Origin of the sequence: Streptomyces sp. NPDC059454 (assembly GCF_042749965.1) — a bacterium.
Taxonomy (GTDB): domain Bacteria; phylum Actinomycetota; class Actinomycetes; order Streptomycetales; family Streptomycetaceae; genus Streptomyces.
This window is the reverse complement of record NZ_JBHYVC010000030.1, coordinates 23,389-46,553: the sequence shown is the minus strand read 5'-3', so window position 1 is coordinate 46,553 and position 23,165 is coordinate 23,389. Positions and strand designations below refer to the sequence as shown.

24 protein-coding genes and 1 pseudogene are annotated in these 23,165 nt (G+C 70.7%); 10 read left to right on the top strand and 15 right to left on the bottom strand.

Annotated elements, in window-relative coordinates; translation table 11 throughout:
• Position 1 precedes the first annotated feature (1 nt).
• The 6 genes from ACFXAE_RS21245 to ACFXAE_RS21220 form a co-directional block, all read right to left on the bottom strand.
• Positions 2 to 1,789 carry an ABC transporter ATP-binding protein gene (locus tag ACFXAE_RS21245; protein ID WP_384716977.1) on the bottom strand — a complete coding sequence of 596 codons (1,788 nt, stop codon included), beginning with the start codon at positions 1,787 to 1,789 and terminating at the stop codon, positions 2 to 4.
• Between the two features lie 46 nt (positions 1,790 to 1,835).
• Positions 1,836 to 2,894, bottom strand: a complete 1,059-nt coding sequence (locus ACFXAE_RS21240) for an iron-siderophore ABC transporter substrate-binding protein (protein ID WP_384716974.1) — start codon at positions 2,892 to 2,894, stop codon at positions 1,836 to 1,838.
• Positions 2,895 to 3,006: 112 nt separating this feature from the next.
• Positions 3,007 to 3,846: an ABC transporter ATP-binding protein gene (locus ACFXAE_RS21235; protein ID WP_384716971.1), complete on the bottom strand. Its 840-nt coding sequence runs from the start codon at positions 3,844 to 3,846 to the stop codon at positions 3,007 to 3,009.
• 38 nt (positions 3,847 to 3,884) lie between these two features.
• Entirely contained in the window at positions 3,885 to 4,946 is a 1,062-nt protein-coding gene (locus ACFXAE_RS21230; RefSeq protein WP_384716968.1) for a FecCD family ABC transporter permease, read from the bottom strand.
• Positions 4,943 to 6,001, bottom strand: coding sequence for a FecCD family ABC transporter permease (locus tag ACFXAE_RS21225; protein ID WP_384716965.1), 1,059 nt, complete (start codon positions 5,999 to 6,001; stop codon positions 4,943 to 4,945). The genes ACFXAE_RS21230 and ACFXAE_RS21225 overlap by 4 nt, the downstream gene beginning before the upstream one ends.
• 23 nt (positions 6,002 to 6,024) lie before the next feature.
• Positions 6,025 to 7,386 carry a lysine N(6)-hydroxylase/L-ornithine N(5)-oxygenase family protein gene (locus ACFXAE_RS21220; RefSeq protein ID WP_384716962.1) on the bottom strand — a complete coding sequence of 454 codons (1,362 nt, stop codon included), beginning with the start codon at positions 7,384 to 7,386 and terminating at the stop codon, positions 6,025 to 6,027.
• 266 nt (positions 7,387 to 7,652) lie between these two features.
• Here ACFXAE_RS21220 and ACFXAE_RS21215 point away from each other — a divergent pair, with 266 nt between their 5' ends.
• Together ACFXAE_RS21215 and ACFXAE_RS21210 are read left to right on the top strand one after the other, a co-directional pair.
• Positions 7,653 to 8,600 (top strand): methionyl-tRNA formyltransferase, encoded by a 948-nt coding sequence (locus ACFXAE_RS21215; RefSeq protein WP_384716959.1) that lies wholly within the window; start codon positions 7,653 to 7,655, stop codon positions 8,598 to 8,600.
• A 175-nt stretch (positions 8,601 to 8,775) separates the two neighbouring features.
• Positions 8,776 to 9,261, top strand: a complete 486-nt coding sequence (locus ACFXAE_RS21210; RefSeq protein ID WP_384716957.1) for a VOC family protein — start codon at positions 8,776 to 8,778, stop codon at positions 9,259 to 9,261.
• Here the strand turns inward: ACFXAE_RS21210 and ACFXAE_RS21205 are convergent.
• Both ACFXAE_RS21205 and ACFXAE_RS21200 read right to left on the bottom strand, forming a co-directional pair.
• Positions 9,167 to 9,547 carry an alpha-L-rhamnosidase C-terminal domain-containing protein gene (locus tag ACFXAE_RS21205; RefSeq protein ID WP_384716954.1) on the bottom strand — a complete coding sequence of 127 codons (381 nt, stop codon included), beginning with the start codon at positions 9,545 to 9,547 and terminating at the stop codon, positions 9,167 to 9,169. The genes ACFXAE_RS21210 and ACFXAE_RS21205 overlap by 95 nt on opposite strands.
• Positions 9,548 to 9,681: 134 nt before the next feature.
• Complete coding sequence (locus ACFXAE_RS21200; RefSeq protein WP_384716951.1) at positions 9,682 to 10,350, bottom strand: TetR/AcrR family transcriptional regulator; 669 nt, start codon at positions 10,348 to 10,350, stop codon at positions 9,682 to 9,684.
• A gap of 58 nt (positions 10,351 to 10,408) precedes the next feature.
• Here ACFXAE_RS21200 and ACFXAE_RS21195 point away from each other — a divergent pair, with 58 nt between their 5' ends.
• Both ACFXAE_RS21195 and ACFXAE_RS21190 read left to right on the top strand, forming a co-directional pair.
• Positions 10,409 to 11,857, top strand: coding sequence for an MFS transporter (locus ACFXAE_RS21195; protein ID WP_384716948.1), 1,449 nt, complete (start codon positions 10,409 to 10,411; stop codon positions 11,855 to 11,857).
• Positions 11,854 to 12,249, top strand: a complete 396-nt coding sequence (locus ACFXAE_RS21190; RefSeq protein ID WP_384716945.1) for a cupin domain-containing protein — start codon at positions 11,854 to 11,856, stop codon at positions 12,247 to 12,249. The genes ACFXAE_RS21195 and ACFXAE_RS21190 overlap by 4 nt, the downstream gene beginning before the upstream one ends.
• Positions 12,250 to 12,537: 288 nt before the next feature.
• On the opposite strand, the pseudogene ACFXAE_RS21185 reads toward ACFXAE_RS21190, so the two are convergent.
• Positions 12,538 to 12,750, bottom strand: a pseudogene (locus ACFXAE_RS21185) (Tn3 family transposase); the annotation flags it as partial.
• Positions 12,751 to 12,788: 38 nt separating this feature from the next.
• On the opposite strand from ACFXAE_RS21185, the gene ACFXAE_RS21180 reads away from it, so the two are divergent.
• The gene (locus tag ACFXAE_RS21180; protein WP_384716942.1) at positions 12,789 to 13,568 is read left to right on the top strand and encodes a hypothetical protein; all 780 of its coding nucleotides are present in this window, start codon (positions 12,789 to 12,791) and stop codon (positions 13,566 to 13,568) included.
• 53 nt (positions 13,569 to 13,621) lie between these two features.
• Here the strand turns inward: ACFXAE_RS21180 and ACFXAE_RS21175 are convergent, their stop codons facing one another.
• Both ACFXAE_RS21175 and ACFXAE_RS21170 read right to left on the bottom strand, forming a co-directional pair.
• Positions 13,622 to 15,091, bottom strand: a complete 1,470-nt coding sequence (locus ACFXAE_RS21175; protein ID WP_384716939.1) for an aldehyde dehydrogenase family protein — start codon at positions 15,089 to 15,091, stop codon at positions 13,622 to 13,624.
• Between the two features lie 34 nt (positions 15,092 to 15,125).
• The gene (locus ACFXAE_RS21170; RefSeq protein WP_384716936.1) at positions 15,126 to 15,518 is read right to left on the bottom strand and encodes an aquaporin; all 393 of its coding nucleotides are present in this window, start codon (positions 15,516 to 15,518) and stop codon (positions 15,126 to 15,128) included.
• 146 nt (positions 15,519 to 15,664) lie between these two features.
• Between ACFXAE_RS21170 and ACFXAE_RS21165 the strand changes: the two genes are divergently transcribed.
• From ACFXAE_RS21165 to ACFXAE_RS21150, 4 genes are all read left to right on the top strand, one after another.
• Positions 15,665 to 17,347 (top strand): IclR family transcriptional regulator C-terminal domain-containing protein, encoded by a 1,683-nt coding sequence (locus tag ACFXAE_RS21165; protein WP_384716933.1) that lies wholly within the window; start codon positions 15,665 to 15,667, stop codon positions 17,345 to 17,347.
• A gap of 242 nt (positions 17,348 to 17,589) precedes the next feature.
• The gene (locus ACFXAE_RS21160; protein WP_384716930.1) at positions 17,590 to 18,162 is read left to right on the top strand and encodes an RNA polymerase sigma factor; all 573 of its coding nucleotides are present in this window, start codon (positions 17,590 to 17,592) and stop codon (positions 18,160 to 18,162) included.
• Positions 18,159 to 18,461 (top strand): hypothetical protein, encoded by a 303-nt coding sequence (locus ACFXAE_RS21155; RefSeq protein WP_384716927.1) that lies wholly within the window; start codon positions 18,159 to 18,161, stop codon positions 18,459 to 18,461. The genes ACFXAE_RS21160 and ACFXAE_RS21155 overlap by 4 nt, the downstream gene beginning before the upstream one ends.
• 256 nt (positions 18,462 to 18,717) lie before the next feature.
• The gene (locus tag ACFXAE_RS21150) at positions 18,718 to 19,551 is read left to right on the top strand and encodes an SDR family oxidoreductase (protein ID WP_384716924.1); all 834 of its coding nucleotides are present in this window, start codon (positions 18,718 to 18,720) and stop codon (positions 19,549 to 19,551) included.
• A gap of 38 nt (positions 19,552 to 19,589) precedes the next feature.
• Here ACFXAE_RS21150 and ACFXAE_RS21145 read toward each other — a convergent pair whose 3' ends face one another.
• Entirely contained in the window at positions 19,590 to 19,910 is a 321-nt protein-coding gene (locus ACFXAE_RS21145) for a hypothetical protein (protein ID WP_384716922.1), read from the bottom strand.
• A gap of 344 nt (positions 19,911 to 20,254) precedes the next feature.
• Entirely contained in the window at positions 20,255 to 20,764 is a 510-nt protein-coding gene (locus tag ACFXAE_RS21140; protein WP_384716919.1) for a MarR family winged helix-turn-helix transcriptional regulator, read from the bottom strand.
• Positions 20,765 to 20,893: 129 nt separating this feature from the next.
• On the opposite strand from ACFXAE_RS21140, the gene ACFXAE_RS21135 reads away from it, so the two are divergent.
• Complete coding sequence (locus ACFXAE_RS21135) at positions 20,894 to 21,319, top strand: Rid family hydrolase (protein ID WP_384716916.1); 426 nt, start codon at positions 20,894 to 20,896, stop codon at positions 21,317 to 21,319.
• Between the two features lie 121 nt (positions 21,320 to 21,440).
• On the opposite strand, the gene ACFXAE_RS21130 is transcribed toward ACFXAE_RS21135, so the two are convergent.
• Positions 21,441 to 22,082, bottom strand: a complete 642-nt coding sequence (locus ACFXAE_RS21130; protein WP_384716913.1) for a PASTA domain-containing protein — start codon at positions 22,080 to 22,082, stop codon at positions 21,441 to 21,443.
• A gap of 461 nt (positions 22,083 to 22,543) precedes the next feature.
• Positions 22,544 to 22,813 carry a hypothetical protein gene (locus ACFXAE_RS21125; RefSeq protein WP_384716910.1) on the bottom strand — a complete coding sequence of 90 codons (270 nt, stop codon included), beginning with the start codon at positions 22,811 to 22,813 and terminating at the stop codon, positions 22,544 to 22,546.
• Positions 22,814 to 23,165 lie beyond the last annotated feature (352 nt).

Below are 23,165 nucleotides of genomic sequence, written 5' to 3'. Positions count from 1 at the left end.
CCTAACCACCTTCTCGCCAGGCCCGCCACAACCGCGCGTACCGGCCGCCCAGCGCCACCAGCTCCTCGTGCGTGCCCAGTTCGACCACGCGTCCCGCGTCCAGTACGGCGATCCGGTCCGCCGCCATCGCCTGGGTCAGCCGGTGCGCCACGAACAGGGTGGTCCGGCCGGCGCACGCGGCCAGCACGGCCCGCTCCAGCTCGGCGGCGCCCTCGCTGCCCGCCTCGGCGGTCGACTCGTCGAGCACCACCACCGGCGACCGGGCCAGCACCAGCCGGGCCAGGGCGATCTGGGCGACCTTGGTGACGTCCAGGCGTTCACCGCCCTCGCCGACCGGGGTGGCCAGACCGTCGGGCAGCGCCTCGGCCCACTCGCCCGCGCCGACCGTGCGCAACGCGTCCATCAGTTCGGCGTCGGTCGCCGTCGGCGCGGACAGCCGCAGGTCGTCGGCGAGCGGACCGGAGAACACGTGCGTCTCCTGGGTCAGGATGCTCACCAGGGCCCGCGCCCCGGCCTCGTCCAGTCCGGCGAGGTCGGTCGGCCCGATGCGCACCGATCCGGCCTGCGGGGTCCCGATGCCCGCGATCAGCGCGGCCAGGGTCGTCTTCCCGGCACCCGTCGCCCCCACCAGCGCGAGCGAACCACCGGCCTCAATGGTCAGGTCGACGTCCCGCAGGACCGGCTCGTCGGTACCGGGATAACGGAACGTCAGCCCCTCCACCGTCACCGGCAACGGCTCGGGGTCCGCCGGCGCGACCGCCGGGTCGCCCACCAGCCTGCCCTCGGCGGCCTCCCCCAGCACCCCGACCAGCCTGGTCAGGCTCGCGCCCGACTTCTGCGCCTCGTCGAAGGTGAACATGATCAGGCCCAGCGGGCCGAACAGCCGGTGGAACAGCAGCGGGGCCGCCGCCACCTCGCCCAGGCCGGCGGCGTCGGCCTCCAGCAGGGCGTACCCCACCAGGAGGATCAGCACCAGCCCGATGAACTCGGCGCGGTTCTCCCGGCCGACGAACCGGCCGAAGAACCGGAACACGTCGATCCCGAGGTCGCGGACCCGCCACGACTCCTCGGTGACCTTCTCGCGGAAGGCACCCTCAAGGCGGTAGGCCCGGACCGTGTCGATCCCGTTCAGGCCGCTGATCAACGCCTGCGCCCGGTCGGCCTGGGCCACCCGCTGCTTCTGGTACAACGGGGCGGAGCGCGGGAGGTACCAGCGCAGGGCCAGCGCGTACGCGGGCAGCGCGCCGGCGCCCGCCAGGCCGAGCCGCCAGTCCAGTCCGAACATGCCGAACGTGGCGATGGCGACCAGCACTCCCGCCGAGAACACCGTGGGGACGGCCGTGCGGATGCCCTTGGAGACGACGGCCACGTCGTCACCCACCCGGGAGAGCACGTCTCCCCGGCCGACCTGTTCGATCCGCGCGCTCGGCATTCCGAGGACCGCCCGGACGGCCCTCTCCCGCAGCCGTGCGAGCAGGTCCGCGCCCAGCCTGCCGATCAGATAGGTCGACACCGCGGTGGCCGCCGCTCCGAGCAGGGCGGCGGCCACCATCAGGGCGCCGATCGTGACGAGGATCGAGCGCGACTCACCCTCGGCCACCCCGTCGACGACCCGGCCGAGCAGCAGCACCGGGAGCACCTGGAGGGCCGCCCCGGCCACCGTGGTGAGCACGGTGGCCGTCGTCAGACCGGGCGCCTGCCGGCAGTGCGCCGCGACCCATCGGGCGGCCTCGCGGCCGGTCGCCGTGCGCAGGGCCGCCGGGGCGACGCGCGTGTCGGTCGTGCTCACACCGTGCCCCGGGCGGGCCGGCGACGGGACGTGTCGGCCGTCATCCTCAGCCGGCCGCCGACTCGACGAGCTCGTCGACGGCGTACGGCATGGACAGCAGGGTGCCCTGGGAGATGGCCGCGCCGACCGCCGGGCCCTCGCTGTCCAGCAGGTAGGACACGTTCCCCTTCTTCACGGCGTCCAGGTTGGCGAACAGCTTGAACTTCTTGAGGGCTTCCGTGTCCGCCTTGTCGTTGATGACGAAGACGCGGTCGACGTCGACGAGGTCGACACGCTCGGGAGAGAGCTTGGTGTAGAAGCCGCCGTCCGCGATCTTGTCGATCTCGGTCCGGTACGTGAAGCCGATGCCCGACACCAGCCGTCCGCGCACGTCGGTGGAGGTGAACGGCGCCACGGAGTTCTCGTACCAGGACAGCACGACGGCGGTCTGGTCGGCGAACTCCGGGTGTGCCTGCTTGGCGTCCTCGAGCTTGCCCTCGATGTCCTTCACCATCTTCTCGCCCTCGTCGGACTTGCCGAGGGCCTTGGCGATCTGGAGGGCGTTGTCCTGCCAGGGGGCGCTGAACGGCTCCTTCTCGGTCTTGGTGCGGCCCACCGTCGGAGCGATCCTGGAGAGCTTGTCGTAGGCGGCCTGGTCGACCTCGGAGTAGACCGCGATGATCAGGTCCGGGCGAAGGGCGGCGATCTTCTCGTAGTTGGGACCGGAGTCGCCGTTCTTCATGATGACCTCGGGCTTGGTGTCGCCCCACTTGTCCTTCACCCACGGCCACTGGGTGTTGATGTCGGGGCTCCGGCCCGCCGGGTTCGGGTACTGGTCGGTCATGCCGACCGGCTTGACGCCGAAGGCCAGCACGGACTGGTCGTCGGTGTAGCCGACGGTGACGACCCGCTCGGGTGCTTCGTCGACCGTCGTGGATCCGAATGCGTGCTCCACGGTGACCGGGAACGCGCCGGCCTGAGCGGTGGACTTGTGGTCGCCCGCCCGGTCCGCCGAGTCCGAGTCCGAGCCGCAGCCCGCGAGAAGACCCGCGCCGAGCGTCGCGGCGAACAGTGCCGCCGCCGGCCGCCGCCATGGCTTCCTACGCGTCGTTCCGTGGAGGAGCATCCGCAATCCCCTTGCTTCTCGCGCTGTCGCTACGCCCCGTGCGCAGGGCAGGCAAACCGTACCGCATCGAGGTAAGGCGAGCCTAGCCTAACTTGAACAACTTTCCTGGAAGCTAATCGAGTTGGACGTGTGTACGACCGATCGGCACGATGAGCGGCCGGTCGCCCACCGGATCGTCGATCACCTTGGCGCGCAGTCCGAACGCCTCGTGCAGCAGGTCGGCCGTGATCACGTCCCGCGGGTGTCCCTGGGCCAGGATCGACCCGGCCCGCATCACCACGAGGTTGTCGCTGTAGCGGGTGGCCAGGTTGAGGTCGTGCAGCACCATGACCACGGTGCACCCCGACTCGTGCAGGTCGTTCACCAGGTCGAGCACGTCGATCGCGTGCGCCAGGTCCAGATAGGTGGTCGGCTCGTCGAGGAGCAGCAGGTCGGTGCCCTGGGCCAGGGTCATGGAGATCCAGACGCGCTGGCGCTGTCCGCCGGACAGCGTGTCGACCGGACGGTCGGCGAGGTCGGACACCCCGGTCATGGCCAGCGCGCGCTCCACGACGGCGGCGTCGTCCGACGACCACTGCCGCAGCCAGCTCTGGTGCGGATGGCGGCCCCGGGCGACCAGGTCGGCCACCGTCAGCCCCTCCGGTGCGACCGGTGCCTGCGGCAGCAGGCCGAGCTTCTTCGCCACGTCCCTGGTCCTGAGCCGGGCGATGTCCTCGCCGTCCAGTACGACCGACCCCTTGGCCGGCTTGAGCAGCCGCGAAAGGGTCCGCAACAGGGTGGATTTCCCACAGCCGTTGGGGCCGATGATCGTGGTGACCCGCCCCGGCGGTATCACCACGTCGAGATCGTCGATGACGGTCCGGGCGCCGTAGCCGACCGTGACGCCCCTGGCTGCCAGCCGTGCGGCGCCGTCGACCGCGGACTCGGCTCCGGTGATGGACTGAGCGACCACAAGGCCCCCTTACTCAGGTCTGCCTGACTTTGTATCAGCTATCTGCGGTTGGCCCGCACCAGCAGGTAGACGAGGAAGGGGCCGCCGATCGCCGCGGTGACCACGCCGACCGGCAGGCTGACGGGCAGTGCCTTGCGCGCGACCAGGTCCGAGCCGATCAGCAGCAGCGCCCCCACCATGCCGGAGGCGGCCATCGGCGGCGTCGGGCACCGCGCCAGTCGCATCGCCACCTGCGGCGCGACCAGCGCGACGAACGGGACCGGGCCCGCCGCGCCCACCGCCATGGCGGCCAGCAGCACCGCGCACAGCAGAAGGACCGCCCGCACCGCCGAGTAACGGACTCCCAGGCCCGCGGCGACGTCGTCGCCGAGGTGCATCGGCTTGAACTGGAACGCGGCGCCGGTGACGACGATCAGAAGAACGAGCGTGCCCCAGAGCGCCGGCATGACGTCGTCCCACGACCGGTTGTCCAGGGAGCCGACCAGCCAGGCCTGGGCCTGGGCCACGTCCCTGATGTCGGCCGTGACCAGCAGCCAGGTCGTGATCGACTCCATCACGGCGCTCACCGAGATGCCGATGAGGATGAGCCGGAAGCCGTCGATCCCGCGTCGCCAGGCCAGGAAGTACACCAGAAGACCGGTACCGAGACCGCCCACGAGGGCCGCCGTGGACAGTCCCACGGAGTCGGTGATCGCCGCGGCAGTCCCGCCCGACACCGTCACCAGGAACACCGCGGTCGCGCTCGCGCCCAGGGTGATTCCCAGAACGTCCGGACTGGCCAGCGGATTGCGGGCGACGGACTGCGTGATCGCCCCGGAGACCCCCAGCGCGATCCCCACGACGAGTCCGGCGAGGGCCCGCGGCATCCGCAAGTCCATGATCACGAACTCGTCGACCCGTTCCCCCTGCCCGAGGATCGTGGCGATCACCCGGGGCAGGCCGATCGGGAAGTCCCCGACACCGATGGACACGCAGAACAGCAGGAGGCTCACGGCCGCCAGCAGGGCCGTGACGAGGACGGCCCGGGGCCGCCATACGAACGACACGGGGCCGAGCCGTACGCCCGGCGCCACCGGTGGCTTCACATCCGTCCCGTTCACGCGTTCCTGAACTTTCCGCGCCACACCATGACGGCGAAGAACGGCGCTCCCAGGAGAGCGACGAGGACACCCGCGTCCAGCTCGCCCGGCCGCACCACCACCCGGCCCACGATGTCGCAGACCAGGAGGACGATCGCGCCGAGGAGGCCCGCGCAGGGCACCAGCCAGCGGTAGTCGGGCCCGGTCAGATACCGGGCCACGTGGGCGACCATGAGCCCGAGGAACGCGATGGGACCGCACGCGGTCGTCGCCGCACCCGCGAGCAGCGTGATGGCGGTGACACCGACGGTCCGGCTGAGCGCGATGTTCACGCCCAGTCCGCGCGCCACGTCGTCGCCCAGGTTGAGCAGGTTGATCGCGGGCAGCGTGGTCAGTGCCAGCAGCAGCCCGGCCGCGATGAACGCGGTCATCGGCCAGATGACGTCGAATCCGACACCGGCCACGGAGCCCGAGTTCCAGAACCGCAGCGCGTTCAGGGACTTCCGGTCCGAGAGCGCGACGGCCGTGGTCATCGCCGCGAGGAACACCGTGACCCCCTGGCCGGCCAGTGCGAGGGTCAGCGGATTGCCCGCCCCCCGCCCGATGCTCGCCAGCCCGAACACCACGACACCGGCGACCGCCGCCCCCAGGAAGCCGAACCAGACGTACTGGAGCGGGTCGGAGAGGCCGAACAGGGCGATCACCGACACCACGGCGAACGAGGCGCCGGAGTTCACCCCCAGCAGGCCCGTGTCGGCGATCGGATTGCGCGTGTACCCCTGGATCAGCGCCCCGCCGATCCCGAGGGCGACGCCCGCCACGACCGCGAGCACCGTCCGGGGCACCCGGACGGTCCGCACGATGAGCCGGATCTCGGTGAGCCGCTGATCGGGATCGGGCGGCGCGGACAACCCGTGCCACACCTCGGCGGGACTCAACGCGCGCGCGCCGACGGCCAGCGACACCGCCGCCGCGATCACGAGAATCCCCACCAGGGTGGCCAGACCCACAACTCGCCGCCTCCGGACCTGTGTTGTGGCCTTGGAAGCGGGGCGCTCCACTGCAGTCGTGCCCATGTGGACGTACGTTATCCCTCTGATCAACCCTGGCGGGCGTGGTCGCCCGTGCCGCCGGCGACCGTCCGGGCCTCGTCGGAGGCCGACTTGCGGCCCCGGTCGAGGAGCGAGTCCAGGATCTCGCCGACCCTGATGGCGGTGTTGGACAGCAGGGACGAGGTGATGCCGTGCGTGTGCTCCGTACCGCCCTGCAGGTAGATCCCGCAGCGCAGTCCGGGGTCCGTCGCGACGCGGTAGTCGCGCTCGACACGGACCCGGCCCTCGTCGTCGCGCAGGCAGCGGTCGGCGACCTCGCCGAGCAGGCCGACGGGGTCGGCGGGGCCGTAACCGGTGGCGAAGACCGCTACGTCGGCGTCGAGGAGGGTCTCCTCGCCGGTGACGAGGGAGGTGACGGTGGCGCGCACCTTGTCCGGTGTCTCCTCCACGCCGGTGAGCCGGGAGACGTTGAGGAAGCGCAGGCGCTCGGTGCCGAGGACCTTCTCCCGGTACATCTGCCGGTACAGGTCGTCGATCAGGTCGATGTCCACCACGGAGTAGTTGGTGTTGCCGTGGTAGTCCATCAGCCGGCGTTTGACGGTCTCCGGCGCGGTGAAGAACTCGTCGACGGCCTCGGGGTCGAAGATGCGGTTGGCGAAGCTGCTGTCGTCGGCGGGGCTGTACCCGTAGCGGGAGAAGACGGCGCAGACCTCGGCGTCGGGGAACCGGCGGTGGAGGTAGGCGACGTTCTCGGCGGCGCTCTGTCCGGCGCCCACGACGACGAACCGGGAGGGTGAAGACCCCTCCAGTTCATCGACTCTCGACAGCAGTTCGGAGTTGTGCCAGACACGGGCGCCGCGCTCCACGCCCTCCGGCACGAGGGGGCGCAGGCCGGTGCCGATGACGAGGTTGCGCGCACGGTGGACCGCGAGTCCCTCCCCCGACCGGACCGTCACGTCCAGGTACTCCACGGCACCGTCGCGGACGACGGGCATGACGCCGACGACCTCGTGGCCGTACGAGACCATGTCGTCGACCTGGCCGGCGGCCCACTCGAAGTAGTCGTGGAACTCCACCCGCAGCGGGAAGAGGTTCTTGTGGTTGATGAAGTCGATCAGCCGTCCCCTGCTCTTGAGGTAGCAGAGGAAGCTGAACTCGCTGGCCGGGTTCCGGAGCGTCACCAGGTCCTTGAGGAAGGACACCTGCATGGTCGCGTCGTCGATGAGCATGCCCCGGTGCCAGCCGAAGCGCGGCTGCTGCTCGAAGAAGTGCGCGGTGAGCGCTTCCTCGCCGCCGACGCGTGCGTTGTGCTCGCTGAGCGCGATCGCCATGGCCACGTTGGACGGCCCGAAGCCGATACCAATGAGGTCGTGGATCAAAGGGGCGTCGCCGGGACGAGCCTGTGCCATGTCACTCCCATCGTGCGGTGCGGCGGCCGTGCGGGGGCAGGCAGCCGTTGGTCATGCATCGGGAAGTACGGACGTGAGGGCACGCCGAAGATCAGCCACCCTGAACTTAGGTAAGGCTAAGCTCATCTTTACGGAGCTGTCCATAGACAAAACGGACCCTCGGGGGCGCGTCGGCCGTCAACATGCCTTCGAATACGCCCCGTTGACCACTTAGGTAAGCCTTGCTTTACTGGCCACGGCCATTCCCTGCCCTGAGGAGGAACCCCATGCGGGTCGTCATGTTCGGCTACCAGACCTGGGGGCACCGCACCCTGCGAGCCCTCCTGGACTCCGAGCACGACGTGGTCCTGGTCGTGACCCACCCCAAGAGCGAGCACGCGTACGAGAAGATCTGGAGCGACTCGGTCGCCGACCTCGCCGAGGAGAACGGCGTACCGGTCGTGATCCGCAACCGCCCCGACGACGACGAGCTGTTCGACCGCCTCAAGGAGGCCGACCCGGACGTCATCGTGGCCAACAACTGGCGTACGTGGATCCCCCCGCGCATCTTCGGCCTGCCCCGCCACGGCACCCTGAACGTGCACGACTCGCTGCTGCCGAAGTACGCCGGCTTCTCCCCGCTGATCTGGGCGCTCATCAACGGCGAGCCCGAAGTGGGCGTCACCGCGCACATGATGAACGACGAACTCGACGCCGGCGACATCGTGCGGCAGGAGTCGGTGCCGGTGGGACCGACGGACACCGCGACCGACCTCTTCCACAAGACCGTCGACCTCATCGCACCGGTCACCATCGGCGCCCTCGGCCTGATCGCGTCCGGACGGACGGAGTTCACCCGGCAGGACCGCTCGCAGGCGAGCTTCTTCCACAAGCGGTCCATCGAGGACAGCCGCATCGACTGGACGTGGCCGGCCGCGGACCTGGAGCGCCTGGTCCGCGCCCAGTCCGAGCCGTACCCCAGCGCCTTCACCTTCCACAGGGGCAAGCGGCTCGAGGTCCTGGCCGCCGTCGTCTCCGAGGGGCGGTACGGCGGCACACCCGGCCGCGTCTTCTACCGCGAGGGGGACGGCGTGGTGATCGTCGCCGGCGCCGACGCCCGCACCGGCCGCAACCACGGCCTCGCCCTCACCCGCGTACGGTCCGAGGACGGCCGGGAGCTGCCCGCGACCGAGTACTTCACCTCCATGGGCGGCTATCTGACGAACCGCCCCTGAGCCGCCGGCGCCGCCCCCGCTCCACGGCCGGCGCGAGGCCGTCCGGCCGGACCGCGCGGCGGCGCCCGAGGTGTTCGAGGGCGGCGTCGGCGCTTGACCTGAACCGGACTTGAGCTCCTACGTTCGTCGCGCAGCCGCGGGGACCGTCCGGCGGTGCTCTTCGAGGAGGTTCGTCATGGCCGAACGCACAGACGGCATCGAGATCCCCGACCGTTACCGCTATGCCGTGATCCCGCACATCATGGTCGACGACGCCGCCGCGGCGATCGACTTCTACCGGCGGGCGTTCGGCGCCCGTGAGGACTTCAGGGTCGACGCTCCCGGCGGCGGGATCCTGCACGCCGAGATCACCGTCGGGCGGTCGGTGCTGATGCTGGGCGACGCGAGCGTGGACGAGGCGGAGGCGGGCTCCTTCGCCGCGCCGGCCTCGCTCGGCGGGGGCACCTCCGTCACGCTGCACGTCTTCGTGCCGGACGTCGACAGTCTGGCGGAGCGCGCGGAGGCGGCCGGCGCCGAGATCCTCCAGCCGCCGACCGACATGTTCCACGGTGACCGCACCGTCGTCCTCAAGGATCCGTCGGGCCACATGTGGGTCTTCCTGACTCACCTGGAGGACGTCTCGGAGGAGGAGCTGCGACGACGCCTGGCCGCCGCCGGGTGACCGCCCGCGGTGGGCACGGCCTGCGGAGGTCGTGGGTGCCGGGGGCGAGCGGTGTGGAGTGTCCGCCCACGACGAGGGCGGCCTCCACGCCGTGCGGGATGCCGACGCGGATCACCGCCGTGTCGCCGGTGACGGTCCAGTCGACGCGGACCGGGCCGTACGGCGTCCACAGCTCGGCCTCGGCGTGATCCAGGTGTCCGGCGAGATCGGGTTCGATCACGACGGACCGGAAGCCGGGCCCGGCCCTGGACGGGGCATGAAACTGGATGTGCCGGAAACCCGCCACGCGATGATCTTGACCGCTTATGGGCTCAGCGGAAGCGTCAGGCAGGTAGGGCGTTGACGCGGTTCTCGTAATCGCGGCGGGCCTTGCGCTGTGCCGGGACGGCTGGAGTCAGGCAGATCGGCGGCGGCAAGTCGTCAGCGGCTGACGAGAAGGCCGTCCACCAGGGCCCGGAGCCCGTCCTGGTAGGTGTCCTCGGCGGTCAGCGGCGCCCAGCGGCCCGCGACCCGCGCCAAGCGGGGCAGCTCGCTCGGGTCGAGATCGGCGAAGACCTGCTCCCGGTAGGTCGTGCGGTCATCGCCTGCGCGCCGCCGGGCCGCTGTTGTCCTGACCACGATCTCTCCGGCGGTGTAGTACCAGATCGAACGGTAGCCGTGCACGGCCCGGTCGAGGGAAAGGCCGCATTCAACCAGGCCGTCGACGATCTGCTCGACGAACCACAGCGCGGATGTGGACATCAGGTCGTCGGCGGTCAGTACCTCCACGATCCAGGGGCAGGCGGCGAGCGCCTCGTGGATCGCGGTGGCGGCGGCGACGACCCGCTCACGGGGGTGGGCCGGCGATTCGAATCGGCGCAGTGTCCGTGCGGCGTAGTCGTCCAGCAGGAGGACGAGCAGTTCTTCCTTGTCGCGGACGTGGTGGTAGAGCGCCATCGGCGTGCTGCCGACCTCGGTGGCCAGCCGCCGCATGGTCAGTCGGTCCACGCCTTCCTCGGTCACGATCCGGCGGGCTGTCTCGATGATCTCCTCGCGAGAGATACGGGGAGGCCGGCCCAGGGTTCTGCGTGGTGCGGACGGTTGCGGCATGCCCCCCATCATCCCCCAGGTGTCGACAACGGCCACCCCTGACGCTAACTTTTCTTACATGTATAAAAACTCTCGGGAGAGGCCAAGCGTGGTGCTGGCGGCAGCCGCCGTCGCCCAATTCGTCGTCGCCCTGGACATGGCCGTGGTCAACGTCGCGTTGCCCGCGATCCGCACCGCGCTGGGATTCGCACCACTCGACCTGTCGTGGGTCGTGCACGTGTACGCGCTCACGTTCGGCGGGTTCCTGCTGTTAGGGGGCCGCGCTTGCGACCTGTACGGCCGGCGTCGGATGTTCGTGCTGGGGATGACCGTCTTCGGGCTGTGCTCGCTGGCGGGCGGGCTGGCCCAGACGCCCTGGCAGCTGATCGCCGCACGCGCCGGGCAGGGCCTGGGCGCCGCCGCAACTGCACCGGCCGCACTGGCGATGCTCACCACCACCTTCGTCGAAGGCCCCCGGCGCGTCCGCGCGCTCGGAGTGTGGAGCGCGGTGAACGCCGCAGGTGGCGCGCTGGGCGTGCTGGCAGGTGGGCTGCTGACCGAATACGCGGGCTGGCGCTGGGTCATGCTGATCAACCTGCCCATCGTCGTGGCGGCTCTCGCGCTCGTCCCCGCAGGGGTGCCCGCCGGAACAGCACCCGCCCGGCGCGAAAGGCTGGACACGCTGGGCGCCGTCCTGGCGACCGGCGGAGTCGGGCTGCTGGTGCTCGGCGTCGTCCGCACCGACACCCTGGGCTGGGACTCCCAGGTCACGTGGGCGACCCTCGCTGCCGCGGCCGTGCTGCTGGCCGCCTTCGTCTTCGCGGAGTCGAGGGCCGACGCACCGCTGCTGCGCCTCGGCTTACTGCGCAGCCGCTGGGTCGCCGGCGCGAATGTGCTGGTGTTCCTGGCCGCGGCCGGGCAGTTCGCGGCGTTCTACTTCGTCTCCCTGTACATGCAGCAGGTCCTGGGCATGAGTGCCGCGGCGACCGGCACCGCATTTCTGCCCTTCTCCCTGGGCCTCGTCGCGGGAACCGTCGTCGCGACCCGCATCACCGCGGCACGCACCCCCCGCGCGTCCCTGGTGCCCGGCGCCCTGCTGGCCACCGCGGGCCTGGCCTGGTTCGCCCTCATCAGCCCCGACGGCAGCTTCCTCACCGACGTGCTCGGCCCTTCCCTCGTCACCAGCATCGGCGCCGGACTGGTCCTGGCCCCGGTCGCCGCCGCCGCGACCACCGGTGTCGCTCCGCGTGAGGCCGGCATGGCCTCCGGCCTCATGAACAGCTCCCGCCAACTCGGCGGCTCCATCGGCCTGGCCGCCCTGGCCACCGTTGCCGCGCACCACACCGGCACAGCCACCGACCCCGCCGCGCTCAACGACGGCTACGCCCTGGGCCTGGCCATCGCCGCCGCCGTTTTCGTGCTCGCGGCGGTCGTGGCGATCGGTGTGCTGCCGCGCCGCCGGGCCGTCGCACCTCTCCCGCGCCCCACCGACCCCGCAGAGAACCAGCTGGAAGGAACACCGTCATGAAGACCACCACTGTCGACCTGTTCGCCTCGGCGCTGCACTTCCACCCCGACGGCGACGTCCGAGCCGCCGAACGGCAGATGACGAACGGCGGCTCCGGCGCCTGGCAGATCGCCACGTTCCACGTGGAGACCGACGCCGACGTTCACGCCGACCACTGGGAGATGCACCCGGAGGCCGAGGAGGCCGTGTGCTGCCTGGCCGGCGGTGTTCGTCTCCACTTCCGTCCCGACGGGCCCGGTGACGCCGGGGAGATGGTGCAGTTGCGGGAAGGCACCGCCGTGATCGTCCCCCGCGGTCGCTGGCATCGCCTGGAACTGGAGGGCCCCAGCGACCTGATGTCGATCACTCTTCGCAACGGAACCCGCCTCGAAAAGCGAACCGGCACCCGCTGAGCGGACGGTGGCCCGGCGGATGTGCTGCCGGGCCACCGTAATCGCCCGGCGGTTCGGCGGCGCCCGGCCTGTCGGCACGCGTTCACGGGTGGCATCGCGCACCCGGCAGCCCAGGACCGCGGCCCCGTGTACGCCCTGTTGTGCCTTGTCAGGTCGGCCGTGCCCGACCAAGGCTCTGTGATCCGGTCCAGGCGGGTCACGCCACCTGGCCGTAGTCCGTCCGGTGCAGGCGGCCCGTCGCCGCGCAGCGGGCTGGATGCCTATTCCGTGGGGGGAGTATTCACCGAAGCGGCGGATGTGCTCGGTCGGGTACGGCGAGATGTGGGCCAGGTCCTCGGGACCGGTGGCGCGGCCTTCCTCTTGGAACTGACGCACGATCTCCGCGACGTCCAGGGCGTTGTGGAGGATCACCACACTCGTCTGCCGGCGACGTCTGAGGGGGCTCGACAGGAGTTCTTGGACCCCGGGCAGTTCCCCACACGTGCCGTGCCTTGATCGCATACAGTCAGCGAAGTTCAGCAGGGGAGGGAAACCCGCACGTGAAGCACCGCATCACCCACCGCGCCGCCACCGCGTTACTGTGCGCCGCCACCACCGTGATCATCACCGGCTGCGGCCCGGACAGTACCGGGGCCGGCACGAAGAGCACCGCGTCGGCGACCGGGACGGCACACGCGTTCGACACCATGACGCCCGAACAGATCGACGGTCAGGCCCGGGAAACCGTCAGGAACACCACCAGCATGCGCTTCACCGGCAAGGTCGAAAGCGACGGCCAACGGATGGAGGTCGACCTGGCCATGGACGTCCACGGCTCCTGCAACGGCACGGTGGGCTTCTCCCTGGGCACCATGCGCATCATCAAGAAGGGTTCCCTCGTCCACGTCAAGGCCGAGGAGGACTACTGGCGGGCCACCTTCAGCCGCGGGATGACAGCCGCGCAGACCGAGGAGATGGTCACCCACTTCAAGGGCCGCTGGATCAAGCCTCCCAAAATGATGTCGCAGACTTATGGGCGCATATGCGACGGCTTCGACGACGTGATCGGAACTCTGGACCCCATGTCCGGCGGAAGCGCCACCCGCGAGGCCGATGCCACCGTGGGCGGCCGTCCGGTCGCCGTGCTCGCCGAAAGAACCACGACCGAGACCACGACCGCCTACATCGCCAAGGAGGGCAAGCCCTACCTCCTGCGTCTACGGTCCACGGCCACAGGCGGTGATGTGCCCGTGGACCTCACCTTCACCGACCACGGCAAACCCGTCGACACCACCCCGCCGCCGCCCGACCAGGTCCTCGACCCCACCACGCTCCGCTGATCCCGCGTGCGCGCCCGCCCGGCCGGTGAATCCGCCGACCGGGCGCCCGTCCGTCAGATCGGGAAGTGCGCGTGGCCCCTGGCCTGCGCCGTGACCCAGCGCGTGTCGGTGAAGGCCTCGGCGCCGGCCTGGCCGCCGAAGCGGCCGTAGCCGGAGCTCTTCACGCCGCCGAAGGGCGCCTGCGGTTCGTCGGCGATGGACTGGTCGTTGACGTGGACGATGCCGGTGCGCAGTCGGCCGGCGACCTCCAGGCCCTTGGCCAGGTTCTCGGTGATGACGCCCGCGGTGAGTCCGTACGGGGTGTCGTTGGCGAGCGCGACGGCCTCGTCGGCGCTGTCGACGACGTGGACGACGGTCGCCGGGCCGAAGATCTCGTCGTAGTAGATCTTCATGTCCTTGGTGACCCCGGTGAGGACGACCGGGCGGATCAGGGTGCCCGGTTCCTCGATCTCGCCGGTGCCCGCGGCCAGTTCGGCACCTTGGGAGACCGCGTCCGCGACGAGTGACGCGACCCGGCGGGCGGCGGCCTCGTTCACGACCGGGCCGACCGCCGTGGCCGGGTCGCTCGGGTCGCCGCAGGGCAGTGCCCCGACACGGGCGGCGAACTTGGCGGTGAACTCGTCGGCGACCGTCCGGTGGACGACGACCCGGTCCACACACATGCAGATCTGGCCCGCGTTCATGAAGGAGCCGAAGACCGCGGCGTCCACCGCGTAGTCGACGTCCGCGTCCTCCAGTACCAACAGGGCGTTCTTGCCGCCGAGTTCGAGGACGGCGGGCTTGAGGTGCCGGGCGGCCTGGACGCCGATGGTGCGGCCGACCTCCGTGGAGCCGGTGAAGTTGACCATCCGCACCCGGGGGTCGGCGATCAGCGCGGAGACCACCTCGGCCGCGTCGGCGCGGTCGTTGGTGACGACGTTGAGCACGCCCGCGGGCAGTCCGGCCTCGTGCAGGACGTCCGAGATCAGCAGGCCACAGGCGATGGGCGCGTCCTCGCTGGGCTTCATCACCACGGTGTTGCCCGTCGCGATGGGTATCGCCACCGCGCGGACGCCGAGGATGACCGGCGCGTTCCATGGCGAGATCGCGGCGATCACCCCCTTGGGCACCCGCACCTGTGTGGAGTGGACGCCGTCGGCATTGGTGGCGAGGATCTGGCCGGTCGGGCGGCTGACCTCGGCCGCGGCCTCCAGCAGGATGTCGGCGGCCAGGTGGGCGTTGAAGCCCGCCCAGGGGGCGACGCCGCCGACCTCCGTGGCCATCAGCCGTACGACCTCCTCGGTGCGCTCGGACATCAGCTGCGCGGCGCGCAGGAAGACGCGGCGGCGTTCGGCCGGCTTGGTCGCGGCCCACGCCTCGAACGCGGCGTCGGCGGCGTCCACGGCACGGCGTACGTCGTCCGGGGTGCCCGCGGCGACCTCCGCGCAGACGGCGCCGGTCCAGGGGCTGGTGTCGGTCGTGGTGCGACCGGAGGAGGCGGGGACCTCCTGGCCGTTGATGATCAGTCCTCGGGAGATGGACAAGAAGTGCTCCTGTGGAAGAGGGGGAGGTGGGGGCTCAGGCCTCGGCGGGCGTGGGTGCGGGGGCGGTGGCCCGGCGGGTGCGCAGGGCGCGGTGGGCGAGGCCGACGAGGGCCGGGGCGACCACCGGCGCGATCATGTAGTTCCAGAAGTGCTCGTACGTGCCGGAGAGCAGGGCCGGGCCGAAGGCGCGCGCCGGGTTGATGCTGGCGCCGGTCACGGTGCCCAGGGTCGCGATGACCACGCCTACGCCGACGCCGATGGCCGCCGGGATCAGCGCCCCGAGGGCGGGCCTGGCCATCAGCAGCGCCACCGCGGTGAACACCGCGGCGAGCGCGGCGCCCTCGACGAGGAACAGGAAGTGCTCATGGGAGTCCTCATCAGGGGAAGGGGCGGCCCGGCGGATGCGTCCCGCAGCACACCGGACCACTGTTTTTTCGCTGAGTGAACTCAATTTCATTGACCGAGTGCGCCGAGTGTGTGCGATCGCCGGGACGCTGTCAATGGCCGGTACCGTTCTTCCGGAGACGGGTACGGCCTCATGCGCCGGGAAGCCGACATACAGGAGGAAGTGCCATGGCGCCGGGCGTTTCGAGGACGGCACCAAAGGCGCCTGCGGACCTCCCGGCGGAAGCCGCCGGCCCGCTGGAGCGTGGACTGGCCGTGCTGCGGATCGTGGCCGACGCCGCCCACTCCGTCCGCCCGGGCGACCTCGCCCGCGCGACCGGCCTGGCGCGTTCGACCGTCGACCGGATCGCCGCGACCCTGACCCACCTCGACTATCTGCGCACCGTGGGACGGGACCTCGTGCCCGCCCCGCGCCTGATGGAGTTCGGCAACGCCTACCTGCACGCGAGCGGCATGTCCCGCGCGCTGCGGCCGAGTCTGGAGCGGCTGGCCCGCATCCTCGACGAGTCGGTCTCGGCGATCGTCCCCGACGGCTGCGACGCGCGCATCGTCGGCAAGGCCGTCCCGCCCGGCCGGGTGATCCCCCTGGGCTTCCGCGTCGGCGACCTGCTGCCCGCCGAGCGCTGCGCGGCCGGTGCCGTGCTCGCCCCCGGATGGCAGCCCGAGACGTATGAGGCGTGGCGGGCCCGTCGTGCCGCCGACCCCCTCGACGAGACCTTCCCGGCCGTTCCCGCACGCCGCACCGCTCCCGTCCCCGAGCGGACGGAGGCCGACTTCGCCGCCTGGACCGCGGCGGCCGACGCGGACGGCTGGGCGCTGGACGACCAACTGGTCGCCCCCGGCCTGGTCGCGGTGGCGGTCCCGGTGCGCGACCCGGACGGCCGGCCCGTCTGCGCGATCAGCGTGCTCGCGCACACCAGCCGCCACAGCGGCGAGGAACTGCGCGCGCACGCGCTGGCCACGATGACGGAGGAGGCCCGGCACATCGCGGACGCGCTGTACGGCGCCTCGACGGCGGCCGCCGCACCGCCCGCCGTCCCCGCCTACGCCGACGCCAAGCCCGAACTGGGACCGTCCTTCCTGCAGGCGCTGGCCAGGGGCCTCGCCGTCCTGACCGTGCTCGGCCGGCGGTGCGGCGGACTCACCCTCGCCGAGGCCGCCGAGGCGTCCGGGCTCTCGTATCCCAGCACCCGCCGCAATTTGCTGACGCTTCGTCAACTGGGCTACGTGGAACAGCACGGCCGCCGTTTCCTGCCGTCCCCGCACGTCCTGGAGCTCGGCTACGCACGGCTGTCCACCCTCACCCTCGCCGACATCGCCCAGCCCCATCTGACCGAACTGGCCGGACGGGTAAGGGAGTCGGCCTCCCTGGCGGTCCTCGACGGCATCGAGGTCCACTACGTGGCCCGGGCCGCCGCCCAGCAGATCACCAGCGCCCGGATCATGCCCGGCACGCGGCTGCCCGCGTACGTCACCTCCATGGGCCGGGTCCTGCTGGCGGACCTGCCCGAGGCGGACCGGCAAAAACGCGTCGACGCCTCGCACCCTCAGGCCCTGACCCCGCGCACGCTCACCTCGCCCGACGCGCTCGGCGCCGAGCTGGACCGGGCCGCCCGCGAGGAACACGCCTTGGTCGAGCAGGAGTTGGAGGCGGGCCTGCGCTCACTGGCCGTACCGGTCCGGGACCGGAGCGGGCGGGCCGTCGGAGCCGTCAACATCGCCCTGCACGCCGGCCCCGAACCACCCGAGCACACCAGGGACACCCTCCTCCCCGCGCTGCGCGCCTGCGCCGCCCGCATCGAGTCGGACCTGGCGGTCGCGTTCGCCGACGGTCCTGTTCAGACGGGCTGACCGCCCCGGTGCCGACCGCAGCGGAGCTGAATCCTTTTCTGCCTCCGCCTCCTCTTATCCGTGAACCGGCCGCGCGGGCCGGCGGATACCAGGAGGAACGAAGCATGATGACCGCGATCATTGCCGTGGCCGGTGTGCTGCTGGTCTGCGTGTGCAGCGTGACGTTGCTCAAGCGGAGGAACCGGGGCCGTGGTTGATCCGCACCGGTCACGACGGCAGATCCCCGGACACGGGCAGGGCACATGAGCCGAAGCTCCCCTTGGCCCGACGAGCGGCTCGTCAAAGCCGCCCAGGACGGCAACATCACCTCGCTGACCACTGTGATCATGGAGTCGCAGCCCCACGTGCGCAGGTTCGCGCTGTCGCTGTGCGCCACACCGCAGGACGCCGAGGACGCGACTCAGGAAGCGCTGATCATCCTCTACCGGAAGATCGGCACGCTCCGCGCATCCGGCGCCCTGGCCTCCTGGATGTTTCGCATCGTGCGCAACGAATGCCTGCGGCACCTACGACTGCTCGCCTCCGCCTCCGCCTCCGTCGTCGAAGAGGCCGACGGCGAGCCGGCGCCCTCCGCGGAGACCTCGGTGCTGCGACGACTGGACGCCGAGCGGGTCGCCGTCGCGGTCAGTGGTCTTCCCCGCGATCAGCGGCAGGTGCTGATCATGAGGGACGTCCAGGGGTATCCGGGCCGTCTCGTCGCCCAGTCGCTCGGCCTGAGCAACGCGGCCATGAAATCGAGGCTCCACCGCGCCCGGGCCGCCCTGCGGCAGGCCCTGGCGACCGATGAAGCAGCCGAAGGAGAGGCACAATCATGAAGACCGCCGAAACCGGCAAGCCCGTCCGTGCGGAGACGGACTTCGCCGGCGCCTCCGTCCCGCGGCACCTGCTGCGCGGTGCTCTGGGCTTCGGCCTGATCATCGGCTCGATCGCCCTGGTGCCCTTCGCCGGCCCCGCCACCCTGCTGGCCGCACCCCTGGGCCTGGTCGCCCTCCGCGGCTGCCCGGCCTGCTGGATGATCGGCCTGGCGCAGACCGTCTCCCGCGGCCGTCTGGAACGCAGTTGCACGGACGGTGTCTGCACCCTGACGAAGGCGGGCGGCACTGCCGCGACGTGAACCACCTGCCCGGCAGTCCTCGGAAGGTACAGGCGACGGGCAGGCTCCACGCCTCACGCACCGCGATGCCGGAGTGATCACTCATCCCTCGGCGGGGCATCAGGAGGGGTCACCTCGGGGACTCCGAGGGCCCGCGCCGCCCGAGGTTTCTCACCTTGCCGGCCTCGGCTGCGGGCCCTCTGCTTGACCTGAATCCCGGTTGAGGTCCTAGCGTGCGGCAGACATGATCACCGGCCGACGGCGGGAGAAGACAACGATGATCCTCGTGACGGGTGCCACCGGAAACATCGGAAGCGCTCTGGTGCGGCAGTTGCACGGGTCCGGCGCCTCACCCGTGCGAGGCCTGACCCGCGACACCGCCCGAGCCCCGTTCCCTGACGGAGTCGAAGCCGTGGAGGGTGACCTCGCCCGGCCCGCCTCGCTGAAGCCGGCGCTGGACGGAGTGCGTTCCCTGTTCCTCGTGCCGGGGATGGGCGCGGACGCGGACGTTCTCACGGCCGCCCGACAGGCGGGTGTGGAGCACGTGGTGCTCGTGTCCTCCATCACGGTGCGGACCCATCCGCACCTGTCCGCCGCCGCCGAGAACCTGGCCGTCGAGCGGCTGCTCCAGGACAGCGGGATGAGCTGGACGATCCTGCGCCCGACACAGTTCACGTCGAACGCCCTGTGGTGGGCGGAGTCGATCCGGAAGCACCGGTCGATCCGGGTGCCCTATGCGGACATCGGGCTTCCCGCCGTCCACCCCGCCGACATCGCGGCGGTGGCCCGGGCGGCGCTGACCGAGCAAGGGCACCACGGACGGACGTACCCACTGACCGGACCGGAACGGATCACGCCCCGGCAGCAGGCCCGGGCGATCGGGACGGCCCTGGGACATGAGGTGTCCGTCGAGGAGATCAGCCGGGAAGAGGCGCACCGGCAGATGGCGCCCTTCATGGGAGAGCAGACCGCGCACGCGGTGCTCGACCTGATGGGCGGGGACGTCAACGACGAACTGCTCACGGTGCACGACACGGTTCCGCGTGTCACCGGCTCCCCTGCCCGGCCCTTCCGGCAGTGGGCCGCGGACAACGTCGCCGCGTTCCGCTGACGGCCCCGGTAGGACCGCTCCGCGGCAGGGGGCGGGTGTCAGGGCTTCAAACGGCGCATGGGCGCCCGGTCCAGTATCTCGATGCACATGATCCGGCCGTCCACGACATCGAGGACCAGCATGCCCTCCGAAGGCGAGAGCGGTACGCACCGGTGGCCCTCGCCGTACGGCTTGCCCTTCGGGTGCGCCGCCGTGCGGATGCTCTGACAGAAGTCGTCGCCGCAGTCGCACATGGCGACCAGACGGACATCCCGCACGACGATGGCCGGCTCATGCTCTCTCTCGTCTTCCAAGAGGGTGGTCAACTCGGCGACAAGGTCGGGGAAGACGTCATGGACGAGGGGATGGTCCTGCTCCATGCAGGGAGGGTAGCCGGAGCGGCACACCGAGCTTCGTCACGAAGGTGTGGGAGGCGCGGTGGACGGTTCGGCCGGGGATGCGGAGCAGCCGCTGGACGCACGGGCAGCGTCTTGCTCCGGCCAACCAGGGTGTCCGACCGTCAGGATGCTGGGCGTTATGGCCTCTGGCGGGGTGGTTCGAAGGTATTGCCGAGAGCGCAGGGTGTTCCGCCCGCTCCGCCAGTTCCGTGATCGCCACTGACTTGTTCGTAGAGCATGCGAGCCTCCGGCCGAACTCCGATGCCGAAACGCCTGACGGTTCCGCCCTGGGTGCGCTCGTCCCGGGTCGTCGCGCGGGACGGCTGTCAGCCGAAGTCGTCGGGGACGATGCGGAGCTTTTGTGCGATGCGGGCGAGGGCCTTCTGGTCGGTCGTGTTGAGCGAGTCGAGGGCGACGCGGCGTACGGCGCGCAGGTGTGTGGGCGCTGCTTGGTGCACGATGTCGAAGCCGGCGTCGGTGAGTTCGGCGAGGGTGTAACGGCCGTCGGCCGGGTCGGGTGTCCGTACGACCCAGCCGCGCTGTTCACAGCGTTTGACGACGTTGGACAGGCGGGAGAGCGACCCGCTGGCGAGGAAGGCGAGTTCTCCCATCCGCAGCTTGCGCTGCGGGGCCTCGGAGAGGTGGCTGAGCACGAGGTACTCGAACAGGGTGAGGCCGTGTTCCTGCCGCAGCGGCGACTCCAGCTTGCCGGGCAGCAGCAGGACGAGGGAGATCAGCCCCGTCCACGCCGCCTTCTCCTGCTCGTCGAGCCATCGCAGCTCCTCATTGTCCTCGTGTTCGCCCGCGCCGCTCATGGGCCCTTCCGTGTTGCTCATGGATCTTCCCGCCCTTCCGGCGAAATCCGCCATCACTTTACGCTTGAAGTCATTCCGTGCTAGCTTCACTTTACGTGTGAACTCACGCAAGAGGAAGCGCACCCCCCATGGACGGGAAAAGGAAGCATCATGAGCACCGTCACCTTCGGCATCACTCCGGGCTACGGCGAGAAGCTGCACGAGGCCCTCGGCTACAGCGGGGCCGTCCGCGTCGGCGACCGGGTCGAGATCTCCGGCCAGGCCGGGGTGGATGACGACCTGGTCATCCCCGACTCGCTGGAAGACGAGATCATCCAGGCTTTCGACAACGTGGAGCGCACGCTCGCCTCGGTCGGCGCGACATGGAAGGACGTCATCCACGTCAACTCCTACCACAAGGTCGCGCCGGGAGATGACGCCATCGGCGACGACCACAACAGGGTCATGGCCGAGCAGTTCCGCCGTCGCCTCGACGGCCGCGCGCCGATCTGGACCGAGACCGGCGTCACGGTCCTCGGCCTCGCCGCCATGCGCGTGGAGATCCGCGTCACCGCCATCGTCGGCTCCGGCAACTGAACCATCACCTGACCGAACCGTAGTCATCCGCAAAGGCCCTCAGGCCAAGTGGTCGAGGAAATCTGAGAACTCGGCTCGGGCTGACGGCGCCGGCTTGCAAGTGCACCCAAGTCCGCCTGCGTCAGCAGCTCTCGCCGAACTTGACGGCCCCGATCGTCACCGGCTGTCCGTCGAGCCGCTCCCCGGCCGCCGGGGCGGTCGAGCAGACCTGCCAGTTCGACTCGACGAGCACCATCCGGTCCTGGCCGGAGACGTCGTCGACCGTGATGCCGGTGGAGCCGTCGAGCGCCTGCCGGGCGACCTTGACGGACTTCCCCGTGAAGTCCGGCATGGTGGAGCCGGCCTCCTCGGGCTCGCCCTGGTCACCGCCCTCGGGACAGCTCTCCTCGAGCTTGACGGTGCCGAAGTCGACCTCCGTGTCCGTCGCGTGTGTGCCGGGCTCAGGCGTCTGGGAGCAGACCTTCCAGCCCCGGTCCAGGATCTGGTTGCGGCCCCGGCCGAGCGCGTCGTGGGACGTGAGGAGGTGGAAGCCGGCGGCCTGCGCCTCGTCCTGGGCGCTCTGCAGGCCCTTGCCGACCATGTCCGGCAGCGTCCCGGAGGACTTGGCGTCGGCCGAGGGCTCCTCGGCCGCCTCGCCGGCGGCAGACGCCTTGGGGGTGGGGGTCCCGGACTCGGTGTCCGTACCGGTGTCGGCGGTCGGACCGCAGGCGGTGAGTGCGGCGAGCAGCAGTGCGGCGACTGCCGATGTGCAAGTGATACGCATGGTGAACCCCAAGGACGTTACGGACGAGAGCGGCTCACCGTACGGATACGGACGCAGTCCGCTCCTTTGGTCAAGTCCGACAAGGTGCCCGGTGGCACCACCCCTGACCCAGTATGCAATTTGTGCACTAAGTTCACAACTTCATGTCGTGAATCTGACGTGCACCTCCACCCGTTCTCGTACAGGACGCTTGGGCTTTGCCCCGGCTCGGTGCCGAGTGCCGGGAGGGGGAAGGGCGATGAAGCGGGACGCGCTGAAGTACGAGCAGGCGCCGGACGCCGTGGTCGACATCCCGTGGGACCGGGCACGCGCGGGTGCGGCACCGCGGCCGCACAGCGACCCCGGCGCCGAGTCGGCCAAGCCCGGTCATCGAGTCCCGGCCCACGAAGGCCCGGCGGGCCCTTCCGCGTACCCCAGGTCCCTTGGGAGGCCGGTACGGGCCCCTCGTCCGCCTCGGAGAACTACAGCGAACAGAGTGCGTTGGCGCAGTCGGAACACTCCCAACGCCTCATGCCGGGCGGCGACCACGATGCGCCCGGTCCCGCGGGCCGGTAGTTCACCCGCTCCATGTCCAGGGTCGGCTTACCGCAGAACGTCCGGTCGCCCACGTCGCCGGAGGTGTCGGGATCGACTGGTGCCGCGTGTACCGCCTCGACCCGCGCAACCGGATCGCCCGGGTCGAAGTCCTCGGACAGTTCCTTGCGCAGCTCGCGCAGCACGACGATCGCCATGTGACCAACCTTCGGCGCTCACCTCGGCCGCCGCATCCCGGGCGGGGCGGGTCGACGACACCCCACCCCCCTCGGGGCGTCGTCAAGGCGCCTTCTTCGACACCGTGCGGTGTCCCAGAGGTCGCGGGCCGCCGGACACGACCTGCCGGAGACCCCCTGCGCCGACAGGCGTGACGGGCCGTGGGGCAGCGGCAAGGCGGCGAAGGCGTACTCGTCCCCGGTGTGCTGGGGTGCGGCTGGGACACGTCCCGCCCGCTGTCATACGGGCACGGCGACCGACTTGTTCAGCTCCGGAAACGTTCTGCCCATGTGATACCCATCACATGTTCGAGAATTCGGCCACATGTCCGGA

What these genes read in the sequence shown, in the direction of transcription:
- ACFXAE_RS21240 (WP_384716974.1), bottom strand. Translation starts at nt 2,894, where the DNA reads ATGCTCCTCCACGGAACGACGCGTAGGAAGCCATGGCGGCGGCCGGCG.
- ACFXAE_RS21225 (WP_384716965.1), bottom strand. Translation starts at nt 6,001, where the DNA reads ATGGGCACGACTGCAGTGGAGCGCCCCGCTTCCAAGGCCACAACACAG.
- ACFXAE_RS21220 (WP_384716962.1), bottom strand. Translation starts at nt 7,386, where the DNA reads ATGGCACAGGCTCGTCCCGGCGACGCCCCTTTGATCCACGACCTCATT.
- ACFXAE_RS21215 (WP_384716959.1), top strand. Translation starts at nt 7,653, where the DNA reads ATGCGGGTCGTCATGTTCGGCTACCAGACCTGGGGGCACCGCACCCTG.
- ACFXAE_RS21210 (WP_384716957.1), top strand. Translation starts at nt 8,776, where the DNA reads ATGGCCGAACGCACAGACGGCATCGAGATCCCCGACCGTTACCGCTAT.
- ACFXAE_RS21200 (WP_384716951.1), bottom strand. Translation starts at nt 10,350, where the DNA reads ATGCCGCAACCGTCCGCACCACGCAGAACCCTGGGCCGGCCTCCCCGT.
- ACFXAE_RS21195 (WP_384716948.1), top strand. Translation starts at nt 10,409, where the DNA reads ATGTATAAAAACTCTCGGGAGAGGCCAAGCGTGGTGCTGGCGGCAGCC.
- ACFXAE_RS21190 (WP_384716945.1), top strand. Translation starts at nt 11,854, where the DNA reads ATGAAGACCACCACTGTCGACCTGTTCGCCTCGGCGCTGCACTTCCAC.
- ACFXAE_RS21165 (WP_384716933.1), top strand. Translation starts at nt 15,665, where the DNA reads ATGGCGCCGGGCGTTTCGAGGACGGCACCAAAGGCGCCTGCGGACCTC.
- ACFXAE_RS21160 (WP_384716930.1), top strand. Translation starts at nt 17,590, where the DNA reads ATGAGCCGAAGCTCCCCTTGGCCCGACGAGCGGCTCGTCAAAGCCGCC.
- ACFXAE_RS21155 (WP_384716927.1), top strand. Translation starts at nt 18,159, where the DNA reads ATGAAGACCGCCGAAACCGGCAAGCCCGTCCGTGCGGAGACGGACTTC.
- ACFXAE_RS21150 (WP_384716924.1), top strand. Translation starts at nt 18,718, where the DNA reads ATGATCCTCGTGACGGGTGCCACCGGAAACATCGGAAGCGCTCTGGTG.
- ACFXAE_RS21145 (WP_384716922.1), bottom strand. Translation starts at nt 19,910, where the DNA reads ATGGAGCAGGACCATCCCCTCGTCCATGACGTCTTCCCCGACCTTGTC.
- ACFXAE_RS21140 (WP_384716919.1), bottom strand. Translation starts at nt 20,764, where the DNA reads ATGAGCAACACGGAAGGGCCCATGAGCGGCGCGGGCGAACACGAGGAC.
- ACFXAE_RS21135 (WP_384716916.1), top strand. Translation starts at nt 20,894, where the DNA reads ATGAGCACCGTCACCTTCGGCATCACTCCGGGCTACGGCGAGAAGCTG.
- ACFXAE_RS21130 (WP_384716913.1), bottom strand. Translation starts at nt 22,082, where the DNA reads ATGCGTATCACTTGCACATCGGCAGTCGCCGCACTGCTGCTCGCCGCA.
- ACFXAE_RS21125 (WP_384716910.1), bottom strand. Translation starts at nt 22,813, where the DNA reads ATGGCGATCGTCGTGCTGCGCGAGCTGCGCAAGGAACTGTCCGAGGAC.